At 66.6% G+C, this 15,817-nt stretch carries 18 protein-coding genes and 1 tRNA gene; 11 read left to right on the forward strand and 8 right to left on the reverse strand.

Translation table 11 applies throughout. The features are described 5' to 3' along the window. Nucleotides 1–39 precede the first annotated feature (39 nt). Nucleotides 40–1,140, reverse strand: coding sequence for a 3-dehydroquinate synthase (aroB, locus tag ACNFJ7_RS01890; protein ID WP_019371254.1), 1,101 nt, complete (start codon nucleotides 1,138–1,140; stop codon nucleotides 40–42). Beyond that, the gene (locus ACNFJ7_RS01895; protein WP_037514293.1) at nucleotides 1,137–1,676 is read right to left on the reverse strand and encodes a shikimate kinase; all 540 of its coding nucleotides are present in this window, start codon (nucleotides 1,674–1,676) and stop codon (nucleotides 1,137–1,139) included. The genes aroB and ACNFJ7_RS01895 overlap by 4 nt, the downstream gene beginning before the upstream one ends. A 74-nt stretch (nucleotides 1,677–1,750) precedes the next feature. On the opposite strand from ACNFJ7_RS01895, the gene ACNFJ7_RS01900 reads away from it, so the two are divergent. The 4 genes from ACNFJ7_RS01900 (at nucleotide 1,751) to ACNFJ7_RS01915 (ending at nucleotide 5,649) form a co-directional block, all read left to right on the forward strand. Beyond that, a complete protein-coding gene (locus tag ACNFJ7_RS01900; RefSeq protein WP_019371252.1) occupies nucleotides 1,751–1,888 on the forward strand; it encodes a hypothetical protein in 138 nt (45 codons plus the stop codon). Between the two features lie 16 nt (nucleotides 1,889–1,904). Continuing rightward, nucleotides 1,905–3,692: a hypothetical protein gene (locus ACNFJ7_RS01905; RefSeq protein ID WP_019371251.1), complete on the forward strand. Its 1,788-nt coding sequence runs from the start codon at nucleotides 1,905–1,907 to the stop codon at nucleotides 3,690–3,692. 44 nt (nucleotides 3,693–3,736) lie between these two features. Next, nucleotides 3,737–4,597: a tyrosine-type recombinase/integrase gene (locus ACNFJ7_RS01910; RefSeq protein ID WP_236704487.1), complete on the forward strand. Its 861-nt coding sequence runs from the start codon at nucleotides 3,737–3,739 to the stop codon at nucleotides 4,595–4,597. A 104-nt stretch (nucleotides 4,598–4,701) separates the two neighbouring features. Then, nucleotides 4,702–5,649 carry an acetyl-CoA carboxylase carboxyltransferase subunit alpha gene (locus tag ACNFJ7_RS01915; RefSeq protein ID WP_019371249.1) on the forward strand — a complete coding sequence of 316 codons (948 nt, stop codon included), beginning with the start codon at nucleotides 4,702–4,704 and terminating at the stop codon, nucleotides 5,647–5,649. 64 nt (nucleotides 5,650–5,713) lie between these two features. Here the strand turns inward: ACNFJ7_RS01915 and ACNFJ7_RS01920 are convergent, their stop codons facing one another. Beyond that, on the reverse strand, nucleotides 5,714–5,884 hold the full coding sequence (locus tag ACNFJ7_RS01920; RefSeq protein WP_019371248.1) for a Flp family type IVb pilin: 171 nt from the start codon (nucleotides 5,882–5,884) through the stop codon (nucleotides 5,714–5,716). A 94-nt stretch (nucleotides 5,885–5,978) separates the two neighbouring features. Next, the gene (locus ACNFJ7_RS01925; RefSeq protein ID WP_019371247.1) at nucleotides 5,979–6,146 is read right to left on the reverse strand and encodes a Flp family type IVb pilin; all 168 of its coding nucleotides are present in this window, start codon (nucleotides 6,144–6,146) and stop codon (nucleotides 5,979–5,981) included. A gap of 197 nt (nucleotides 6,147–6,343) precedes the next feature. Here ACNFJ7_RS01925 and ACNFJ7_RS01930 point away from each other — a divergent pair, with 197 nt between their 5' ends. After that, the gene (locus tag ACNFJ7_RS01930) at nucleotides 6,344–6,805 is read left to right on the forward strand and encodes a (deoxy)nucleoside triphosphate pyrophosphohydrolase (protein ID WP_019371246.1); all 462 of its coding nucleotides are present in this window, start codon (nucleotides 6,344–6,346) and stop codon (nucleotides 6,803–6,805) included. Here ACNFJ7_RS01930 and ACNFJ7_RS01935 read toward each other — a convergent pair. Next, on the reverse strand, nucleotides 6,772–7,275 hold the full coding sequence (locus ACNFJ7_RS01935; protein ID WP_236704483.1) for a class I SAM-dependent methyltransferase: 504 nt from the start codon (nucleotides 7,273–7,275) through the stop codon (nucleotides 6,772–6,774). The genes ACNFJ7_RS01930 and ACNFJ7_RS01935 overlap by 34 nt on opposite strands. A 103-nt stretch (nucleotides 7,276–7,378) precedes the next feature. Further along, nucleotides 7,379–8,206, reverse strand: a complete 828-nt coding sequence (locus ACNFJ7_RS01940; RefSeq protein ID WP_019371244.1) for a methyltransferase domain-containing protein — start codon at nucleotides 8,204–8,206, stop codon at nucleotides 7,379–7,381. 43 nt (nucleotides 8,207–8,249) lie between these two features. Between ACNFJ7_RS01940 and ACNFJ7_RS01945 the strand changes: the two genes are divergently transcribed. The 5 genes from ACNFJ7_RS01945 (at nucleotide 8,250) to ACNFJ7_RS01965 (ending at nucleotide 10,640) form a co-directional block, all read left to right on the forward strand. Further along, entirely contained in the window at nucleotides 8,250–8,981 is a 732-nt protein-coding gene (locus ACNFJ7_RS01945; RefSeq protein ID WP_026009418.1) for a ComF family protein, read from the forward strand. Between the two features lie 35 nt (nucleotides 8,982–9,016). Next, on the forward strand, nucleotides 9,017–9,274 hold the full coding sequence (gene grxC / locus ACNFJ7_RS01950) for a glutaredoxin 3 (RefSeq protein WP_019371242.1): 258 nt from the start codon (nucleotides 9,017–9,019) through the stop codon (nucleotides 9,272–9,274). Then, entirely contained in the window at nucleotides 9,271–10,095 is an 825-nt protein-coding gene (locus ACNFJ7_RS01955) for a carbon-nitrogen hydrolase family protein (protein ID WP_019371241.1), read from the forward strand. The genes grxC and ACNFJ7_RS01955 overlap by 4 nt, the downstream gene beginning before the upstream one ends. Beyond that, on the forward strand, nucleotides 10,092–10,529 hold the full coding sequence (locus ACNFJ7_RS01960; RefSeq protein ID WP_019371240.1) for a DUF1178 family protein: 438 nt from the start codon (nucleotides 10,092–10,094) through the stop codon (nucleotides 10,527–10,529). Before ACNFJ7_RS01955 ends, ACNFJ7_RS01960 begins: the two co-directional genes overlap by 4 nt. A 34-nt stretch (nucleotides 10,530–10,563) precedes the next feature. Beyond that, nucleotides 10,564–10,640: transfer RNA gene (locus tag ACNFJ7_RS01965), tRNA-Arg, on the forward strand. 372 nt (nucleotides 10,641–11,012) lie between these two features. On the opposite strand, the gene ACNFJ7_RS01970 is transcribed toward ACNFJ7_RS01965, so the two are convergent. Continuing rightward, a complete protein-coding gene (locus ACNFJ7_RS01970; protein WP_019369328.1) occupies nucleotides 11,013–12,608 on the reverse strand; it encodes a methyl-accepting chemotaxis protein in 1,596 nt (531 codons plus the stop codon). Nucleotides 12,609–13,576: 968 nt separating this feature from the next. After that, complete coding sequence (hcp, locus tag ACNFJ7_RS01975; RefSeq protein WP_019369327.1) at nucleotides 13,577–15,217, reverse strand: hydroxylamine reductase; 1,641 nt, start codon at nucleotides 15,215–15,217, stop codon at nucleotides 13,577–13,579. Nucleotides 15,218–15,349: 132 nt separating this feature from the next. Between hcp and ACNFJ7_RS01980 the strand changes: the two genes are divergently transcribed. Next, nucleotides 15,350–15,799: an RrF2 family transcriptional regulator gene (locus ACNFJ7_RS01980; RefSeq protein WP_019369326.1), complete on the forward strand. Its 450-nt coding sequence runs from the start codon at nucleotides 15,350–15,352 to the stop codon at nucleotides 15,797–15,799. Nucleotides 15,800–15,817 lie beyond the last annotated feature (18 nt).

Consider the following 15,817-nt stretch of genomic DNA (forward strand, 5'->3'; position numbering starts at 1 on the left):
CTTCGCGTCTTCGTCCCCCTTCCCATGCCGGGGAGGAACTCAGGCGTGCAACCCGTCCAAAAACGCCGCGACCTTCTCAAGGTCCACCGTCTTGTCCAGATACGTCTGCCCGATCCCGCGCGCGAGCAGGAAGGGCAGGGTGCTGCCCTCCATTTTCTTGTCATGTAGCATATGGGCGACCAGCGTCTTGCCGTCCGCCGTCACGCCCGCGGCGGCCAGCCCGTCCGGCAGCCCGACGCTGCGCAGATGCGCCGCCACTCGCACTGCGTCCTCGGCCGGGCACAGCCCCTGCTTGGCCGAGAAAGCGAAGGCCAGTGCCATCCCAGCCGCCACTGCTTCGCCGTGGAGCAGCTTGTCCGAAAAGCCCGTCTCCGCCTCCAGCGCATGGCCGAAGGTGTGCCCTAGGTTGAGCAGTGCCCGGGTGCCGGTGGTCTCGCGTTCGTCGGCGGCAACGATGCGGGCCTTGGCGGCGACCGAATGGGCGATTGCGCGCGCCCGTGCATCGGGATCGCCTGTGAACAGCGCAGCGGCATTGTCCTCGCACCACGCAAAGAACCCGGCGTCGTCGATCAGCCCGTATTTGGCGACCTCGGCATAGCCCGCCCGCAGTTCGCGTTGGGGCAGACTATCGAGCACCTGCGGATCGATAAGGACTACAGAAGGCTGGTGGAACGCGCCGATCAGGTTCTTGCCCGCCTTGGAATTGATTGCCGTTTTGCCGCCCACCGAACTGTCCACCTGCGCCAGCAGAGTGGTGGGAATCTGGACGAAGTTGCAACCGCGCTTGAGGATGCTCGTCGCGAAGCCAACCAGGTCTCCGATCACGCCGCCACCCAGCGCGATCACATGGTCGCTGCGCACTACGCCCTGCTCCAGCAGCCAGTCGGTTAGCGATTCGAGTTGCGCCCAACTCTTGGTGCTCTCGCCCGCCGGCAGCACCCGCACCGGCGCGGCGACGCCATGGGCGGCGAGGCTGGCGACCAGCGTCTCGCAATGTATCGCGAGGTTCGTATCGGTGACGATCGGCATCGGCCGCCCGCGCGAAAGGGGCGCGAGGATCTCGCCGGCACGCGCCAGCAAGCCGGGTTCGATGCGCACGTCATAGCTGCGTGCGCCGAGCGCGACGGGGATGGTGGTCACTTGGGCAGGGCCTTCAGGATCGCTTCGACGGTGGTTTCGTGCGGTGCGGCTACGCTGGGCACGCGGATCTGCGCAAGCGCGTAATAGGGATTGCGCACCCGAGCGAGCTCGGTGAGCGTCGCCAACGGGTCTTTGCCGCGCAGCAGAGGCCGGGTGTCGCGCCTGCGCACCCGGTCCGCCAGCACCGCGGGCTCCGCATCGAGCCAGATCGAAATCGCCTGGTCGAGGATCAGCGCGCGGGTCTCGTCGTTGATGAACGCGCCGCCGCCCGTTGCGATCACCTTTGGGGTGCCATCCACCAATCGACCGATCACCCGGCGTTCGCCGTCGCGGAAATGCGGCTCGCCGAATCGATCGAAGATGTCGGCGACGCTCATCCCCGCGGCCGATTCGATTTCCGCATCGGCGTCAACGAACGGCAGCCGCAGCCGCTGGGCGAGGCGGCGGCCCACCGTGGTTTTGCCAGCCCCCATCAGCCCCACCAATACGATTGGCTTGCCGGTCCACCCCTGAAGTTGCGCGTGCGTTTGTAACATCGTGCGAAGGGCTATACAGCGTGCCCCCGTGTCGGGCAAAAGGCGCGCCGACCAGAGGATACGGACTTTTTCTGATGCTGCGTTTGCTTGTCGTGTTGCTTGTTGTCCTGGCGCTGTTCGTTGCGGCGATGTTTGCCTTCGCCGGGCGGAACACCGTGAAAGAGCCGGTGCGCATGGAAAAGGCCGTCGCGCTTGAAAACCTGGCCAATTAGGGTTTCGCGGCTCGCCTTGGGTGCGCTGGTGCTGGCGGGCTTCGGCATGCCGGCGTTCAGCCAGCAGAAGCAGCAGAATGCTCCCGAGTCGCTGTTGCCACCGGGGTTCGATCAGCCGGCCCAGGCGCCCTCACGGCCGCAGCCGGCGCCCACGCGCGCGCCTTCTCCGTCGCCTTCCCCGTCGACCGCAGCGGAAATGGCTACGCCGAATCCGGCGGCGCTGCCGGCGGGTGATGACGAATCGTTCGATATGGGCGAAGGCAATGTCTCCGCTGCTGAACTGCCCCCGATCGATCTGTCGCAATATGATCTGCCCAGGGCCGCGCGCCATGGGCTGAACCGCATCGGCACCTTCGCCTGGGGCAACGCGCCCTTCCCGGCGGATGCGTTCGGCGATGTGCCCGGTCGTACGTTGATGGCGTTGCTGCACCGGCTCGATGCGCCCGTCGCCTCGCGCTGGGTATCGATTGCGCTGCGCCGTGCGCTGATGTCACCCATCGATACGCCAGCCGGTGTAAACGGCGCCGATTTTGCGGCCGAACGGGCTTGGCTGTTGCTGCGGATGGGCGAAGCGGTTGCTGCGCGCGCGGTGGTGGGGTTTGTCGACGCCGAGGACTATACCAACGCCCTGGACCAGGCGGTGATGCAGGTTGCGCTCGCCTCCAGCGATCCGGCGGCGGTCTGCCCGGTCGTCGATCGCGCGGCAGCGCGGTTGCAGGATCGGGGCTGGGCGCTGGCTCAGGCAATCTGCGCCGCGCTCGGCGGCAAGCCTAGCGAGGCCGAACAGCGACTGGAAGCGGCGCGCCGTGGCTCGCAGCAGAACAACATCGACAATCTGCTCGCCGCCAAGCTGGTCGGCATGGGTGCCGATTCGCGCCGGGCGGTGACGATCGACTGGATCGGCGTGCCCCGGCTTACCCCCTGGCGCTTCGGCCTGGCCAGCGCCGCAGGGGTCGACGTGCCGGACAATCTGTTTGCCACCGCGGGCCCCGAAGTCCGCTACTGGCAGGCGCTGTCGCCGGCGGTATCGCCGGTGGTGCGCGCGCCGGCTGCCGAGCTCGCCGCGGCGGCAGGGGTGTTTTCCACGGCCGGGCTCGTCGATCTCTATGCCGAGATCGACCAGGGCAGCGATGTTCCCGATGCGCTGCAGGCTACGGCACGCGAGCTGCGCACCGCCTATAATGGCGGATCGCCGGCCGAGCGGGTGCAGGCGATGCGCGCGCTGTGGGATGCCGCCGAAACGCCGCGGACCCGTTATGCCCGGCTGGTGCTGACTGCCAAGGCGGCGGCGTGGATCCCGGCCGGCAAGGATGTCGCCGAGCCCGACCGGCTGATCGCCTCGATGCTCTCCGCCGGCTATGATGCGGCGGCGCTGCAATGGCGCGGTGTGGTTGCGCCGGGCAGCGAGGGCTGGGCGCTGCTGGCGCTTGCCGATGCCGGCGGGCCGATCGGCTATGCCGATTTCGAACGCTATGTCGGTGCCGCGAGTCCGCGCAAGGCGGCGATGCTGCTGGCCGGCCTTGCCGGTCTGGGGCGGCTTACCCCCACCGATGCACGCCGGGGGGCAGAGGCAACGCAGGTGCAGATCGGTGGCGTCAACCGCTGGATTCAGGCGATCGATCGCGCCGCTGCTGCCAACCAGCCCGGCATGGTCGCGTTGCTCGCTGCCACGGGCATGCAGTCGCCGCGCTGGGATCAGGTGACGCCGGAGGCGCTGTTCCACATCGTCTCGGCCATGCGTGCGGCGGGGATGAGCAACTATGCGCGCCTGATCGCCGTGGAGGCGGTGACGCGGGCGGCGTGAAGGGCGTCAGCGACGATCGCGCGCTGATCGAGCGCTTCCTGGAGATGCTCCGCGCCGAGTCTGGTGCCGCCGCCAACACCATCGCGGCCTATGAAACTGATCTGCGGCTCGCCTCGCAGGCGCTGGACGGACGCTTGTACGAAGCCGGTCGCCCAGAAATCGAGCGACTGGCGGGCGGCTGGCAGGATCTGGCGCGGGCCACAGTCGCCCGCAAATCGGCGGCCCTCCGGCGCTTTTTTGGCTTCCTGGCAGAGGAGGGGCACCGTGCCGACGATCCCGGCGCGGCCTTGCCGCGTCCCGGCGCAGCGCGACGGCTGCCGAAGATTTTGGGAACGACGGATGTCGATGCGCTGTTCGCTGCCATCGCCGCGCGGCAGGCGCGCGTACCGCCCGATCCGCTCGACCTGCGGCTCGCCGCGCTGATCGAGCTGCTCTATGGATCGGGCCTGCGCGCCACGGAGCTGGTGTCGCTGCCGCGCAACGCCATCCATCCCGACCGGCCGTTCCTGATCCTGAAGGGTAAGGGCGGGCGCGAGCGGCTGGTGCCGATTTCCGATCGCGCGCGCGCCGCGGTGGCGCTGTGGCGCGGGCAGGTGCCGCCGGACAAGGCCTGGCTGTTCCCCTCAGGCAAGAAGCACCTCACCCGCGTGCGGCTGTACCAGATCGTCCGGGCGCTGGCGGCGGAAGCGGGCATCCCGCCCGATCGCGTGAGCCCGCACGTCTTGCGCCATGCCTTCGCCACGCACCTTCTGGAGGGCGGCGCCGACCTACGCGCGCTGCAGGCGATGCTTGGCCATGCCGATATCGCCACCACCGAAATCTATACCCATGTCGATAGCCGCAGGCTGGTCGAACTGGTCAACGAGCGCCACCCGCTGGGCGAGGCTCTCGCGGGTAGAAAATAGCAATCCTGCCCGAGCCTCGCCCGCGGGGAAACGGGCACGGCGCCCACTGTCACCTTACGCACCCTCGTTGACGCGAAGCGCGGCTCCGCGTAGCGCCACGCCCCATGACGACATTCCTCGACTTCGAGAAGCCGATTGCCGAGCTCCAGGGCAAGATCGATGAGCTGCGCAACGCTGCCCAGGGCGGCGAAGTGGACATCGCCGCGGAGATCGCCCCGCTTCAGGCCAAATCGGACAAGCTGCTGCTCGACACCTATGCCCGGCTCACCCCCTGGCAGAAGACGCAGGTCGCTCGCCATCCCGAACGCCCGCACTTCAAGCATTACGTCGCCGGTCTGATCGAAGACTTCATGCCGCTGGGCGGCGATCGCGCCTTTGCCGACGACAATGCGATCATTGGCGGTCTCGGCCGATTCCGCGGCCGCCGGGTGATGGTGATCGGCCATGAAAAGGGCGACGATACCGCCAGCCGGCTCAAACATAATTTCGGCATGGGTAAGCCGGAGGGCTATCGCAAGGCGATCCGCCTGATGAAGCTGGCCGATCGGTTCGGCATCCCCGTGATCACGCTCGTTGACACCTCCGGCGCCTTCCCAGGCGTGCAGGCCGAAGAGCGCGGCCAGGCCGAAGCCATCGCGCGCTCGACCGAAGCTTGTCTGGCGCTGGGCGTGCCGCTGGTCGCCTCGATCCTCGGCGAAGGCGGTTCGGGCGGCGCCGTGGCGCTGGCCGCGGGCAACCAGGTGCTCATGATGGAGCACGCGGTCTATTCGGTGATTTCGCCGGAAGGCTGCGCTTCGATCCTGTGGCGCACCGCCGACAAGGCGCCCGACGCCGCAGAGGCGATGAAGGTCACTGCGCAGCACCTGAAGGAATTGGGCGTGATCGACCGTATCGTGCCGGAACCGCTGGGCGGAGCGCATCGTGCGCCGGGGCAGGCGGTGCAGGCGCTCGGCGATGCTATCGAGCGCTGTCTGCGCGATATGGCCGATATGTCGCCGGAGGCGCTGCGCCAGTCGCGGCGGGCCAAGTTCCTGGCGATGGGCCGGATCTAGATCGGGAAACGGGCGGCGTGCGCATGCCGCCCGATTGCTTCCGCAAGAACGATGCAGCCCGGGATCAGGATGCCTGCATCTTCGTGGAAACGGTGCCGAAGGTGGTGCTGAGCTGATTGCCCAGCGTTCCCATCGCGGTAACCGCCGCGACGGCGATTAGCGCTGCGATCAGCGCATATTCGATGGCGGTTGCGCCCTTGCGATGGGCGATGAGGGTCCGAACAAACTTCTTCATGATGCTTTCCCTTCTCCCAAGCGCATCCGGGTGCGGTGCGTTCGGCATGTGCGGTAGTGCCGCACCGCGGCGGCACCCCCTGCGGCTGTGAGGCTTACGAAGCCTTCATGTTCGACGTGACGTTGCCGAAGGTCGTCTTGAGCTGGTTGCCCAGGCTGCCCATCGCGGTGACCGCGGCCACGGCGATCAGCGCGGCGATCAGCCCATATTCGATCGCGGTTGCGCCCTTGGCGTTCTTGAGGAAGTTCCGAATCTTCTGCATACCCAACTCCATCGTCCTGCGGACGTGCGTTTTTTGTGCTTCGCCCGATCCCTGGGCGACGCTGGCCGAACCGTAACCAGGATGCGTTAAGAAGCGGCTAAGTGCGCCCTTGGGGGCGATACGGTGTCGGGCTCGCATCGAGGCGCGATCTCGTCCACAAGCCTGCGCCGCACCACCCGCACGGAACGGAATCCACGATGGACGCAGCCCTGCCGAAACCCTTTTTGTTGACGGTCGTCGCCGCGGCCATGCTCCGGGAAGGGCGAGTGCTGGTGCAGCAGCGGCCGTCTGGCACGCCGATGGCCGGCCTGTGGGAGTTCCCCGGCGGCAAGGTGGAGCCGGGCGAAACGCCGGAACATGCGCTGGCCCGCGAACTGCACGAAGAACTCGGCATCGGCGTCGACCCCGCCGCGCTGGTACCGCTCACGTTCGCCAGCGAAGCGCTGGGCGATCGCCACCTGCTCTTGCTGCTCTACCGGCTGGATCGCTGGCAGGGCGCGCCCGAGCCACGCCATGCCACCGCGCTATGCTGGGCGGACCACGCGACGCTGCGTACCCTGCCGATGCCGCCCGCAGACCTGCCGTTTCCGGCTGCGCTGGCGCCGCTGCTCGGAAAACCACGCAGTCAGGACGGCACCGTCGCCATCGCCTCAAAATAGTGATTCTGCCCTTCGTCGGTTGCGCTGCCGAGAGGCTTGAGCCCGGCCGCGGCCAGCAGGGCGTGATAGCGTGTCGCGCCGAGGGCGCGGGATCGACGGCCCGTCAGGATATCGTCCCACTCGCAGGCCGCCTGCGGGGCGCTGAACAGGAATCGGCCGCCGGGATGCAGCGCCTGTGCGACGCGCTGGATGATCCGGCGTTGCGCCGCTTCCGGCAACAGGAACATCAGCCCGATTGCGATCGCACCGTTGAAGCGCCGGTCGAAGAAGCGGCTTTCCTCCGCGCTTTCGCACGCCGCGGCCGCGTCCGGCAAGTTTTGGCGGAAGGCAGCCAGCATGGCGGGTGCGGGGTCGATGGCAAAGATCGCAAAGCCCTGCTCCGCCAGCGTCGTCGCAATCGGCCAGCCCGTGCCGCAGCCGATATCGAGGATCGCACCATTGCGCGGCAGATTGCGCGACCAGCGGCGCACCACGTCCGCCCCAACCGGCGATCGAGCCGCCGCAAACGCTTCGACTACGGCCTCCCAGCCGGCGGAAGCGTCTTCGCTCAGGCGATTCGCTCCTGCATGGCGGTTATCCCTTCGGCTTGAGCGCCGCAGCAAGCGACGTGGTGGCACTGCCGCGCCGCGCAGGCTGCGGCTGCGACGCGTCGGGCGCCCAGCCGGTGCAGTACACGATCTCGAACCGCTCGGGGGTGCGTCCGTCGGGATCGGCGCGCTCGACAAAGGCAGCGGCCGTGCCGAGCAGAGTCTCGCGGCGCAGCGGCGGCGTGCCCGGCAGCAGGTTGGTCGCCGCCATGCCGCGCAGGTCACGGATCAGCCCGGCGAGGCCGGTGTAGCGGACGGTCAGCGTCTCCACATCAGCAACAGGCAGGGTGAAGCCCGCCCGCGACAAAAGGTCTCCGGCGGCGCGCACGTCGATCTGCGGATGGAATCGGGCCACCGGGCGATCGGCCTCGGCACCGATCAGGCAGGCGCGCAGCGTCGCTAGCGTGCCGGCCCCGAGGAACGCGCCCAGGAACAGGCCGTCCGGCTTCAACGCGCGGCGGGCGAGGGTAAGCGCGCCGGGCACGTCGTTTACCGTGTCGAGTACCCCGGCGGAAACCACCAGGTCGAAGCTTCCCTCGGGGAATGGGTGCATGTCTTCATCGGCGTGGATCGCGCCGCTGGCGGCGGCGAAGGCAGCGCCGGCCTCCTGCCGCGTGATCTGCGCGCCAGGCCAGGTGAAGCTGCCATCATGGCTGCCGAGATCGAGGATCTGGCGAAACTCGCGCTTTACGCCTTCCAGACGTTCATACAGCCCGTCGAGCATGTGCTCGCGCAGGAAGCTCTCATAGCTGCGGGCGGCGCGATCGCGGCGCTTGCGGCGCAGGGCGCGGTCGAAGATCTCGGAGTCGGACACGGCCGCGCTTGTGCAGCGGGACGCGGGCGGCGACAAGAGCGGCGTGGATCTGCGCGCCCCCTTCTCCCGCCTGATCGATCTGGCCTTGCCGCCGCGCTGCCCCGGCTGCGGCGCGCTGGTAGAGGCGGACCATCGCTTCTGCGTGTGCTGCTGGGAAGGGATGCGGTTTCTCGGTCCGCCCTGGTGCGCGGCCTGCCATGTGCCGTTCGCCTTCGATCGGGGAGAGGGGGCGTGCTGCATCGATTGTCTTGCAAGCCCGCCGCCGCATGACGGGGTTCGCGCAGCGGTCGCCTATGGGGAGGTGTCGCGAACGGTTGCGCTGAAGCTCAAATATGGTGGCAAGCTGGCGGCCGCGGAGACGATGGCGCGCGCGATGCTGCGGCTGATGCCGACGGAGGCGGAGCTGTTGGTGCCGGTGCCGCTGCACCGGTGGCGCTTGTGGTCGCGCGGGTTCAACCAGGCCGCTCTGGTGGCGCGCGGCCTCTCCCGACAGAGCGGCGTGCCGGTCGATGTGGCGGTGCTGCGGCGGACGAAAGCCACGCCTATGCTGCGCGGGTTGGGCGCGCGGGCCCGTGCCAAGGCCGTGGCGGGCGCCTTCGCGCTAGCGCCGGATGCTGCCGCGGTGCTCAAAGGCAAGACGGTGGTGCTGGTCGACGATGTGCACACCAGCGGCGCCACCGGCAATGCCTGTGCCCGTCTGCTCAAGCGTGGCGGCGCAGCGCGGGTGATCCTTCTGTGCTGGGCGCGCGTTCTTCCCGGTGAGGACCTGGATTGACAAGCCGGGGCACCACGCACACCTCTGGAGGCATCATGGCAAAAGTCGAAATCTACACCAAGGCGTTCTGTCCTTATTGCACCCGCGCCAAGCAGCTCCTGTCCAGCAAGGGCGCGACGTTCGAAGAATATGACATCACCATGGGTGGACCGAAGCGCGCCGAGATGCTGGACCGCGCGCCGGGCCGTACGACGGTGCCGCAGATCTTTATTGATGGGCGGCATATCGGCGGATCGGACGATCTCGCCGCGCTCGATCGCAAGGGCGGATTGGACCCGCTGCTCGCCGCATGACCCGCGCCGCGCTGCTCCAAATGACCAGCGGGATCGATCCCGCCGGCAACGCCGCGACGTTGGCGGCCGGCGTGGCCGAGGCCAAGGCCGGTGGTGCGGCGATGCTGTTCACCCCCGAAATGTCCGGCCTCCTCGACGGCAACCGCGAGCGCGCGCAGCGTCACTATGCGCATGAGCGCGATGATCATGTACTTTCGGCAGTGCGCGAAGCGGCGGCGAAGCACGGGATCTGGGTGCATCTGGGCAGCCTCGCTGTGCTGCGCGAAGACGGCAAGCTCGCCAACCGCGCCTTCGTGGTCGACGATAGCGGGGCGATCCGCGCCCGCTACGACAAGATGCACCTGTTCGACGTCGATCTTCCCACCGGCGAAAGCTGGCGCGAATCGAACAGCTATACCGCTGGCGCCGGTCCCGTGGTGGTGCATACACCGCTCGGCATGTTGGGTCTGGCGATCTGCTACGACCTGCGCTTTCCGGATCTTTTTCGGGCGCTCAGCGATGCCGGCGCCACGATATTTGCGGTGCCTGCGGCGTTCACACGGCCGACAGGGGCAGCGCACTGGCACGTCCTGCTCCGCGCCCGCGCGATCGAAGCCGCGGCGTTCGTGATCGCAGCAGCGCAAACCGGCGTGCATGCGGATGGCCGCACCACCTATGGGCACAGCCTCGCGATCGATCCCTGGGGCGACGTGCTGCTGGACTTGGGGGAGCCCGCAGGCCTTGGCTTCGTGGACATCGCGCCGGCCCGTATTGAAGAAGTACGGGCGCGCGTGCCGGTCCTGCGCCATCGCCGTGCCATTCCTGCCGTGGCGACATCATGATCGTGTTCGATCTGAAGTGCGGCGGCGGGCACGTGTTCGAAGCATGGTTCAAGTCGAGCGGCGCCTATGAGGAGCAGCGCGCGACCGGGTTGATCGCATGTCCGCTCTGTGGCGATAGCGAGGTTGGCAAGGCGGTGATGGCGCCCGCCGTGGCTGCCAAGGGCAACCAGCAGCCTGAACGGCCCGTGGTCCCCGCCGATTCAATGAAGGCTGCGCTCGCCGCGATCGCCGAAATGCAGGCGAAGCAGCTCGAACGTTCCCAATGGGTCGGGACGGCCTTTGCGGAAAAGGCGCGGGCGATGCACCAGGGCGAGGAGCCCGAGGCTCCGATCCACGGCAAAGCGACGATCGCGGAGGCCAAGGCGCTGGTGGACGAAGGCGTGCCGGTGGCGCCGCTGCTGGTGCCGGTGGTGCCGCCCGAGGCTTGCAATTGATTTGCCGGCGCCGGCTCGGTACCAGCGACGGCGTGGCCCGGTAGCTCAGCAGGATAGAGCAAGCGATTCCTAATCGAGAGGTCGGAGGTTCGAATCCTCTCCGGGCCACCACACAAACCATTATAAACCGAGACTTTTGGACGCTCGGCGCATGCTGGTGCCGGGCCGTTTTGACATGTGTTTGGACACGTGTTTTGACATTCGCGGTCTGTTCCCGTCGCTGTAAGCGTCCGGTGGCGGCCGTTGCGCGAAAAAGAGCGTCGGCTCCCCGCCCAATCCGAGTCGTTCAGCGTCGCAATTGTGGAACCCGACACCTGCCGTTTGTTCATCTCTGACGTCGAAGCTGCAATGACGAGGCCTGGGACGAAGCTGCCGTTACCGCGTGTTCGTGAAGCGTCGGCTTGCAGCCGAACATCGGACGTTCAAAAGGACAGCTTGCGGAGGCGGCGAACTTTCGAACGTGCTTCGCTCGGCTGCATAGCATCAAAAGCTTGCCCATTCTCCTGCGTTCACAGTGCTCTGCCGAGCCGCCGCTGATCGCTCGGCACGCGGTGGCGCGCTGGCAGTGGCGGCGGGTCTTGCCCGCTTGGAGCCTTCCGAGCGAAAGCGGCTCGCCTGCTCACTGAGCACCGCTACCTCCTGTGCGAGCTGTCGCGCAGCGGCGGACGTTTCTTCGACCATCGCTGCATTCTGCTGCGTCGACCGGTCCATTTCCGCGAGCGCGACGCTGATCTCGTTCACTGCCTTCGACTGCGACTGGTTCGCAGAGGCCATGGTCGAGAGTTGCGAGCGGACCTCATCGACGTCGTTGGTGATGTCGTTGAAGGCGACTCCAACGCGGAGGACCATGTCAACGGCGCTTTCGACCTGCAGTTGTGTCGTCGTCAGCTGGTCTTTGGCTCGGCCAGCCTCCTCCTCGGCGCGCATGGCCAATGCCGACACCAAGTCTGCGACAACGGCGAACCCTCTACCTGCTTCCCCCGCGCGCCCAGCTTCGACGGCCGCATTCATCGCAAGAACGCGCGTTTGGAACGCAATCTTGTCTAAGCCTTCGATGACGCTGTCGATGCCTTTTGCGCTGTCATTGACTTTACCCATAGCCTCGGCGGCCTCGCTGGCGGTCTCTCGACCCGCATTTACCGTGCTCACTGCAGCGTCGGCCCGAGTAACTGTCTGGCGCGCGGCGCTTGCGGTCTCAACTAGACGCTGGTCGATCTGAATTATGGCTGCCGTGGTCTGCTCCAGCGCGGCAGCGTTCGCCTCGGTTCTTTTGGCGAGATTCTCCGATGCGCGGGCAATTTCGGTCGCGCCTCCATGGATCGCCACCGTGCTGTCGTTGATCGCCGAGAGCAGGGACTGGAGCTGATTGAGCGTCTGATCGAATGCTTGTTCCAAGGTCCGGTAGGCCTTGGGCAGCCGCCCCTTCAGTGATTGGGTGAGATCTCCATCGGCAAGCGCTGCAAGGCCACTGCTCACCGTGGTGATGATCGACCGGAGTTCGTCCGCCTGTTGCTGACGCTCCAGGGAAGTCGCGGCTTCGGTTTCGGCGCGCTGTTGGCTCTCCAGTCGCAGCGCTTCGAGGAGACGTGTCATGCTGGTCGCCATCAGGACCAGGGCTCCGGCTTCGGCAATCAGGACGACTGCGTGCAGCAAGATGCGGCCGAGGCCTCCGCCGTTCGTGAAAACCCAATCGGGCATGAGCATGCCTAAGAGGAGATGGTGCACGGCGACGACGACCGTCCCTGCGATCAACGCCTTCGGGTCGCAAAGGACAGCGCTTGCAGCGAGTGCTGCGAAGAAGATCATGTGCAGATCGACCTGCCACGCTTCGCCTTTGAAAAGGATGAGCAAGAGCGCCGGCTGTGCGACGATGGTCATGGTAACGATCATGCGAGCGCGCGTATCGCCAGAGCCCTTCAGCGCGAGGAAGATCGGGTAAGCGACTAGGACCGTGGCCATGAGACCTAGCGACCAATCGCCCGTCACGACGGCACCCGCGACATTGGCTAGCGCCATCGTCGCCATAAGGACCGCCAGGAAGCGCATCCCGATGAGGCGCAGCGCATTAAGCGAAAGCATATTCACTGCATCAATTTCCCTGAAGTTTGCCGCATAGGGGAGGGCTCCCGGAGACCACAAGGACGCCACTCCGAAGCATCTGGGGCAATAAGGGGATCCGCTCGCCCCGCACAAAGCGTGAGCTCGGCAGGTAGCCGATGCCCGTCACTTCCGCTCCGGACCGCGCAACAAGCGTGTCAATGTCCCGAGAAGCCTGGGCGGTGAGAGGGACAAGCAGCATCGAGCCGCGCTCGGGAGGTGCAAGCCCAACGAGCGACGATGCAAACACAAGGGCTGCTTGCGCTGCCATGCCGACTCGGCCGGTTGTCTGGCGCAGAGGGAAGCTCGAATCCAGAGGCATTCGCGTAATTAAGCACAGGAGGCACTACACAGCGGTTAAAGGGGCACTGAAGGAATCTACGTAACTCCCTCGACCGAAAGGCCAGCAGGGCTTTCGCGCAACCGGCTGCTTCGCAAATCTCGAACAGCAGCTTCTATCAGGACCGGACGTTCACCGAAGCTGCCATGAACGGCCAATTTTGGGTCGGTACCGCCGCAGGCGATCGCCGGATCGTGGGACTTCGCCGCCGTTCCAGAGGATTACCGTGAATGTCGGGTTTCGGAAGAAGCGGCCGCTCGCGGACACGCTGCGGCCAATCTGGGGGAAGTTGCTGTTGCGGGCGTGGCGGCCATGCCGCCGACGATAGCAAGTTGCCGCTCTCGAGCTGACGCCGGCAGTTGATTTTTTTTGGCTAGCGCGATCGCCTATTTCAGCTAGGCGCAGACAAGTCGGCGACTCCGTAGCGCCCTCCAGCAGGATGGCAGGGGCCCCTGGACGACGTCTGGGGTGTGAGTGACGGCGGACTACAGCTGAGAAGCCGGCGCGCGCCACCATAACGGCATCGACTGTCTATCCTGGAATACGGTGTCGCTGCATGAGACAAGCCCGCCCGGCACGCCTTGTAACGGCTTGCCGGGCGGGATCGCTGTCAGGCGGCCTGCAGCATCTGTTGCAGGTCGACATGGGCATCGCCGGTCGGGCGGATGTCGAATTTTTCGACCAGGATTCCGAGCACTTCGGGCGTGAGGAACTGCGGCAGCGTCGGGCCTAGATGAATGCGTCGCAGTCCGAGGTGCAGCATTGTCAACAGCACCGCAGTCGCCTTCTGCTCGAACCAGCTGATCGCATAATGCAGCGGAAGGTCGTTCACGCCGACGCCCAGCGCCTCGGCCATCGCCGTCGCGATGCGGATGGCCGAATAGGCATCGTTGCACTGGCCGATGTCGAGCACGCGCGGCACACCGTTGATGCTGCCCAGTTCCTCGCGGTTGAAGCGGAACTTGCCGCAGCCGAGCGTCAGCACCAGGCTGTCCTGCGGCGTCGCCATGGCAAGGTCGTGGAAATAGTTGCGGCCAGGACGCGCACCGTCGCAGCCGCCGATCAGGAACAGGTTCTTCACCTCGCCCTTGCCGATCATGCCTAGGAGCGTGTCGGCCACACCCATCACCGTGTTGCGGGCAAAGCCGATGGTGATGGTCTGTTCGGCAGCGTCCTCGGCGAAGCCAGGTTGAGCCTGCGCGCAGGCGATGGCCGGCGCGAAATCGTGATCGGTCAGGTGTGGCAGCCCGTTCCAGCCCACCGGCCCGGCGGTGAAGATGCGGTCTGCATAGCCTTTCAGATTGGGGTTAATCAGGCAGTTGGAGGTCATCACGATCGCCCCCGGAAAGGCGTCGAAATCCTTCTGCTGGTCTTGCCAGGCCCCGCCGTAATTGCCGGCGAGATGCGCATATTTCTTCAGGCCCGGATAGGCGTTGGCCGGCAGCAATTCGCCATGCGTGTACACCAGCACGCCCGTGCCTTCGCTTTGCTGGAGGATCGCCTCCAGATCGCCCATGTCGTGGCCGGAGACGAGCAGGCACTTACCCGCGCGCGGCGTCATCCGCACCGCCGTCGGCTCCGGGTGGCCGAAGCGGCCGGTATTGGCAGCGTCGAGCATCTCCATCACCTTCAGGTTGAGCGCGCCGATCGCCAGCGCGTTGCCCAGCAGCGCGTCCACGTCGGTCGGATCGGCGGCGAGGAAGGCGGCGATGCGGTGGAACTCGGCGCTGACCGCCCCATCTTCGACTCCGAGCACGCGGGCATGCTCGCCGTACGCCGCGGTGCCCTTCAGCCCGTACAGGATCAGGTTACGAAGCCCGACGATGCTGGGCCCATCACGATCCATGAAGCGCTGGATCGCGGCGAACGGCGCGGCCGCCGCCAGTTCGGACGCGGTGGTGCCGGGATTCCAGCTGGCAGGTTCGGCAAGCGCCGAGAGGTCCGCGCCGGCCGCCTCCGCGAGCAGCCGCGCCCGCTCCCGCATCGAAAGTGCGCGCCCGATCAACGGCACGAAGCGCGTGTCGTCGAAGTTGACGTTGGTCAACGTGGTGAACCAGGCGTGCGGCGTGAAGGCGTCCACCGCTGCATCGCGCGCGCCCCTCGCGGCCGCGCGATCGGCATAGACCGAGACGCCCTGCATCACGCGCAACAACACGTCCTGCAGATCGGCGACCTGCGCCGTCTTGCCGCAAGATCCCATCTTCGCAGCGCAGCCGCCCTTGTTCGATTGTTCGCACTGGACGCAGTACATTGCCGGTCTCCAAGTAAAGCTGAATTTCGAATTCCAGTTATTCGACCGGCACTCCCGCCACTTTGACGAATGTCAAAACTACGTGCTTTCCCCACTGCATCTGCATGCTTGGCCAGGTAAGAAGGCCCCGGCATGCAACTGACCCGTCACTCCGATTATGCGCTCCGTCTGCTCATTCATCTGGGCAGCACCGGGCTGGGGCGCGTCTCCATCGCCTCCGTGGCGGAAGAGCAGGACATCTCCGCCACCCATCTGATGAAGATCGCCAACGGTCTCGCGCATGCCGGCTTCATCCAGGCGGTGCGCGGGCGCAGCGGTGGAATCCGGCTGGCGCGCGATCCGGCCGAAATCAATCTAGGCGCGGTGCTTGACGCCACCGAACCACGCTGCCCGATGGTTGATTGCACCGGCTGCCGGCTGGCCCGCGGCTGCAATCTGCCCGGGGTGTTGGACGAGGCGCGACGCGCGTTCATGGACGTGATTCGCCGCCACACGCTGGCGGACGTGCTGCGGGGGCACGGCGGCCTGCTCCGGCCGCACCGTGCGCGTCACACCGGTGATCACGGCGTAATGAGCCGGTAGATGCAGAACGCGCCCTGC

It is taken from the genome of Sphingomonas sp. HT-1 (assembly GCF_048568905.1).
Classification (GTDB): Bacteria; Pseudomonadota; Alphaproteobacteria; order Sphingomonadales; family Sphingomonadaceae; genus Sphingomonas.

Bases quoted from the DNA above. Each gene is read 5' to 3' on its own strand.
- ACNFJ7_RS01970 (WP_019369328.1), bottom strand. From the start codon at position 12,608: ATGCTTTCGCTTAATGCGCTGCGCCTCATCGGGATGCGCTTCCTGGCG.
- ACNFJ7_RS01955 (WP_019371241.1), top strand. From the start codon at position 9,271: ATGACCCGCGCCGCGCTGCTCCAAATGACCAGCGGGATCGATCCCGCC.
- ACNFJ7_RS01980 (WP_019369326.1), top strand. From the start codon at position 15,350: ATGCAACTGACCCGTCACTCCGATTATGCGCTCCGTCTGCTCATTCAT.
- ACNFJ7_RS01925 (WP_019371247.1), bottom strand. From the start codon at position 6,146: ATGCAGAAGATTCGGAACTTCCTCAAGAACGCCAAGGGCGCAACCGCG.
- ACNFJ7_RS01895 (WP_037514293.1), bottom strand. From the start codon at position 1,676: ATGTTACAAACGCACGCGCAACTTCAGGGGTGGACCGGCAAGCCAATC.
- ACNFJ7_RS01930 (WP_019371246.1), top strand. From the start codon at position 6,344: ATGGACGCAGCCCTGCCGAAACCCTTTTTGTTGACGGTCGTCGCCGCG.
- ACNFJ7_RS01900 (WP_019371252.1), top strand. From the start codon at position 1,751: ATGCTGCGTTTGCTTGTCGTGTTGCTTGTTGTCCTGGCGCTGTTCGTT.
- ACNFJ7_RS01915 (WP_019371249.1), top strand. From the start codon at position 4,702: ATGACGACATTCCTCGACTTCGAGAAGCCGATTGCCGAGCTCCAGGGC.
- ACNFJ7_RS01960 (WP_019371240.1), top strand. From the start codon at position 10,092: ATGATCGTGTTCGATCTGAAGTGCGGCGGCGGGCACGTGTTCGAAGCA.
- hcp (WP_019369327.1), bottom strand. From the start codon at position 15,217: ATGTACTGCGTCCAGTGCGAACAATCGAACAAGGGCGGCTGCGCTGCG.
- grxC (WP_019371242.1), top strand. From the start codon at position 9,017: ATGGCAAAAGTCGAAATCTACACCAAGGCGTTCTGTCCTTATTGCACC.
- ACNFJ7_RS01920 (WP_019371248.1), bottom strand. From the start codon at position 5,884: ATGAAGAAGTTTGTTCGGACCCTCATCGCCCATCGCAAGGGCGCAACC.
- ACNFJ7_RS01910 (WP_236704487.1), top strand. From the start codon at position 3,737: ATGCTCCGCGCCGAGTCTGGTGCCGCCGCCAACACCATCGCGGCCTAT.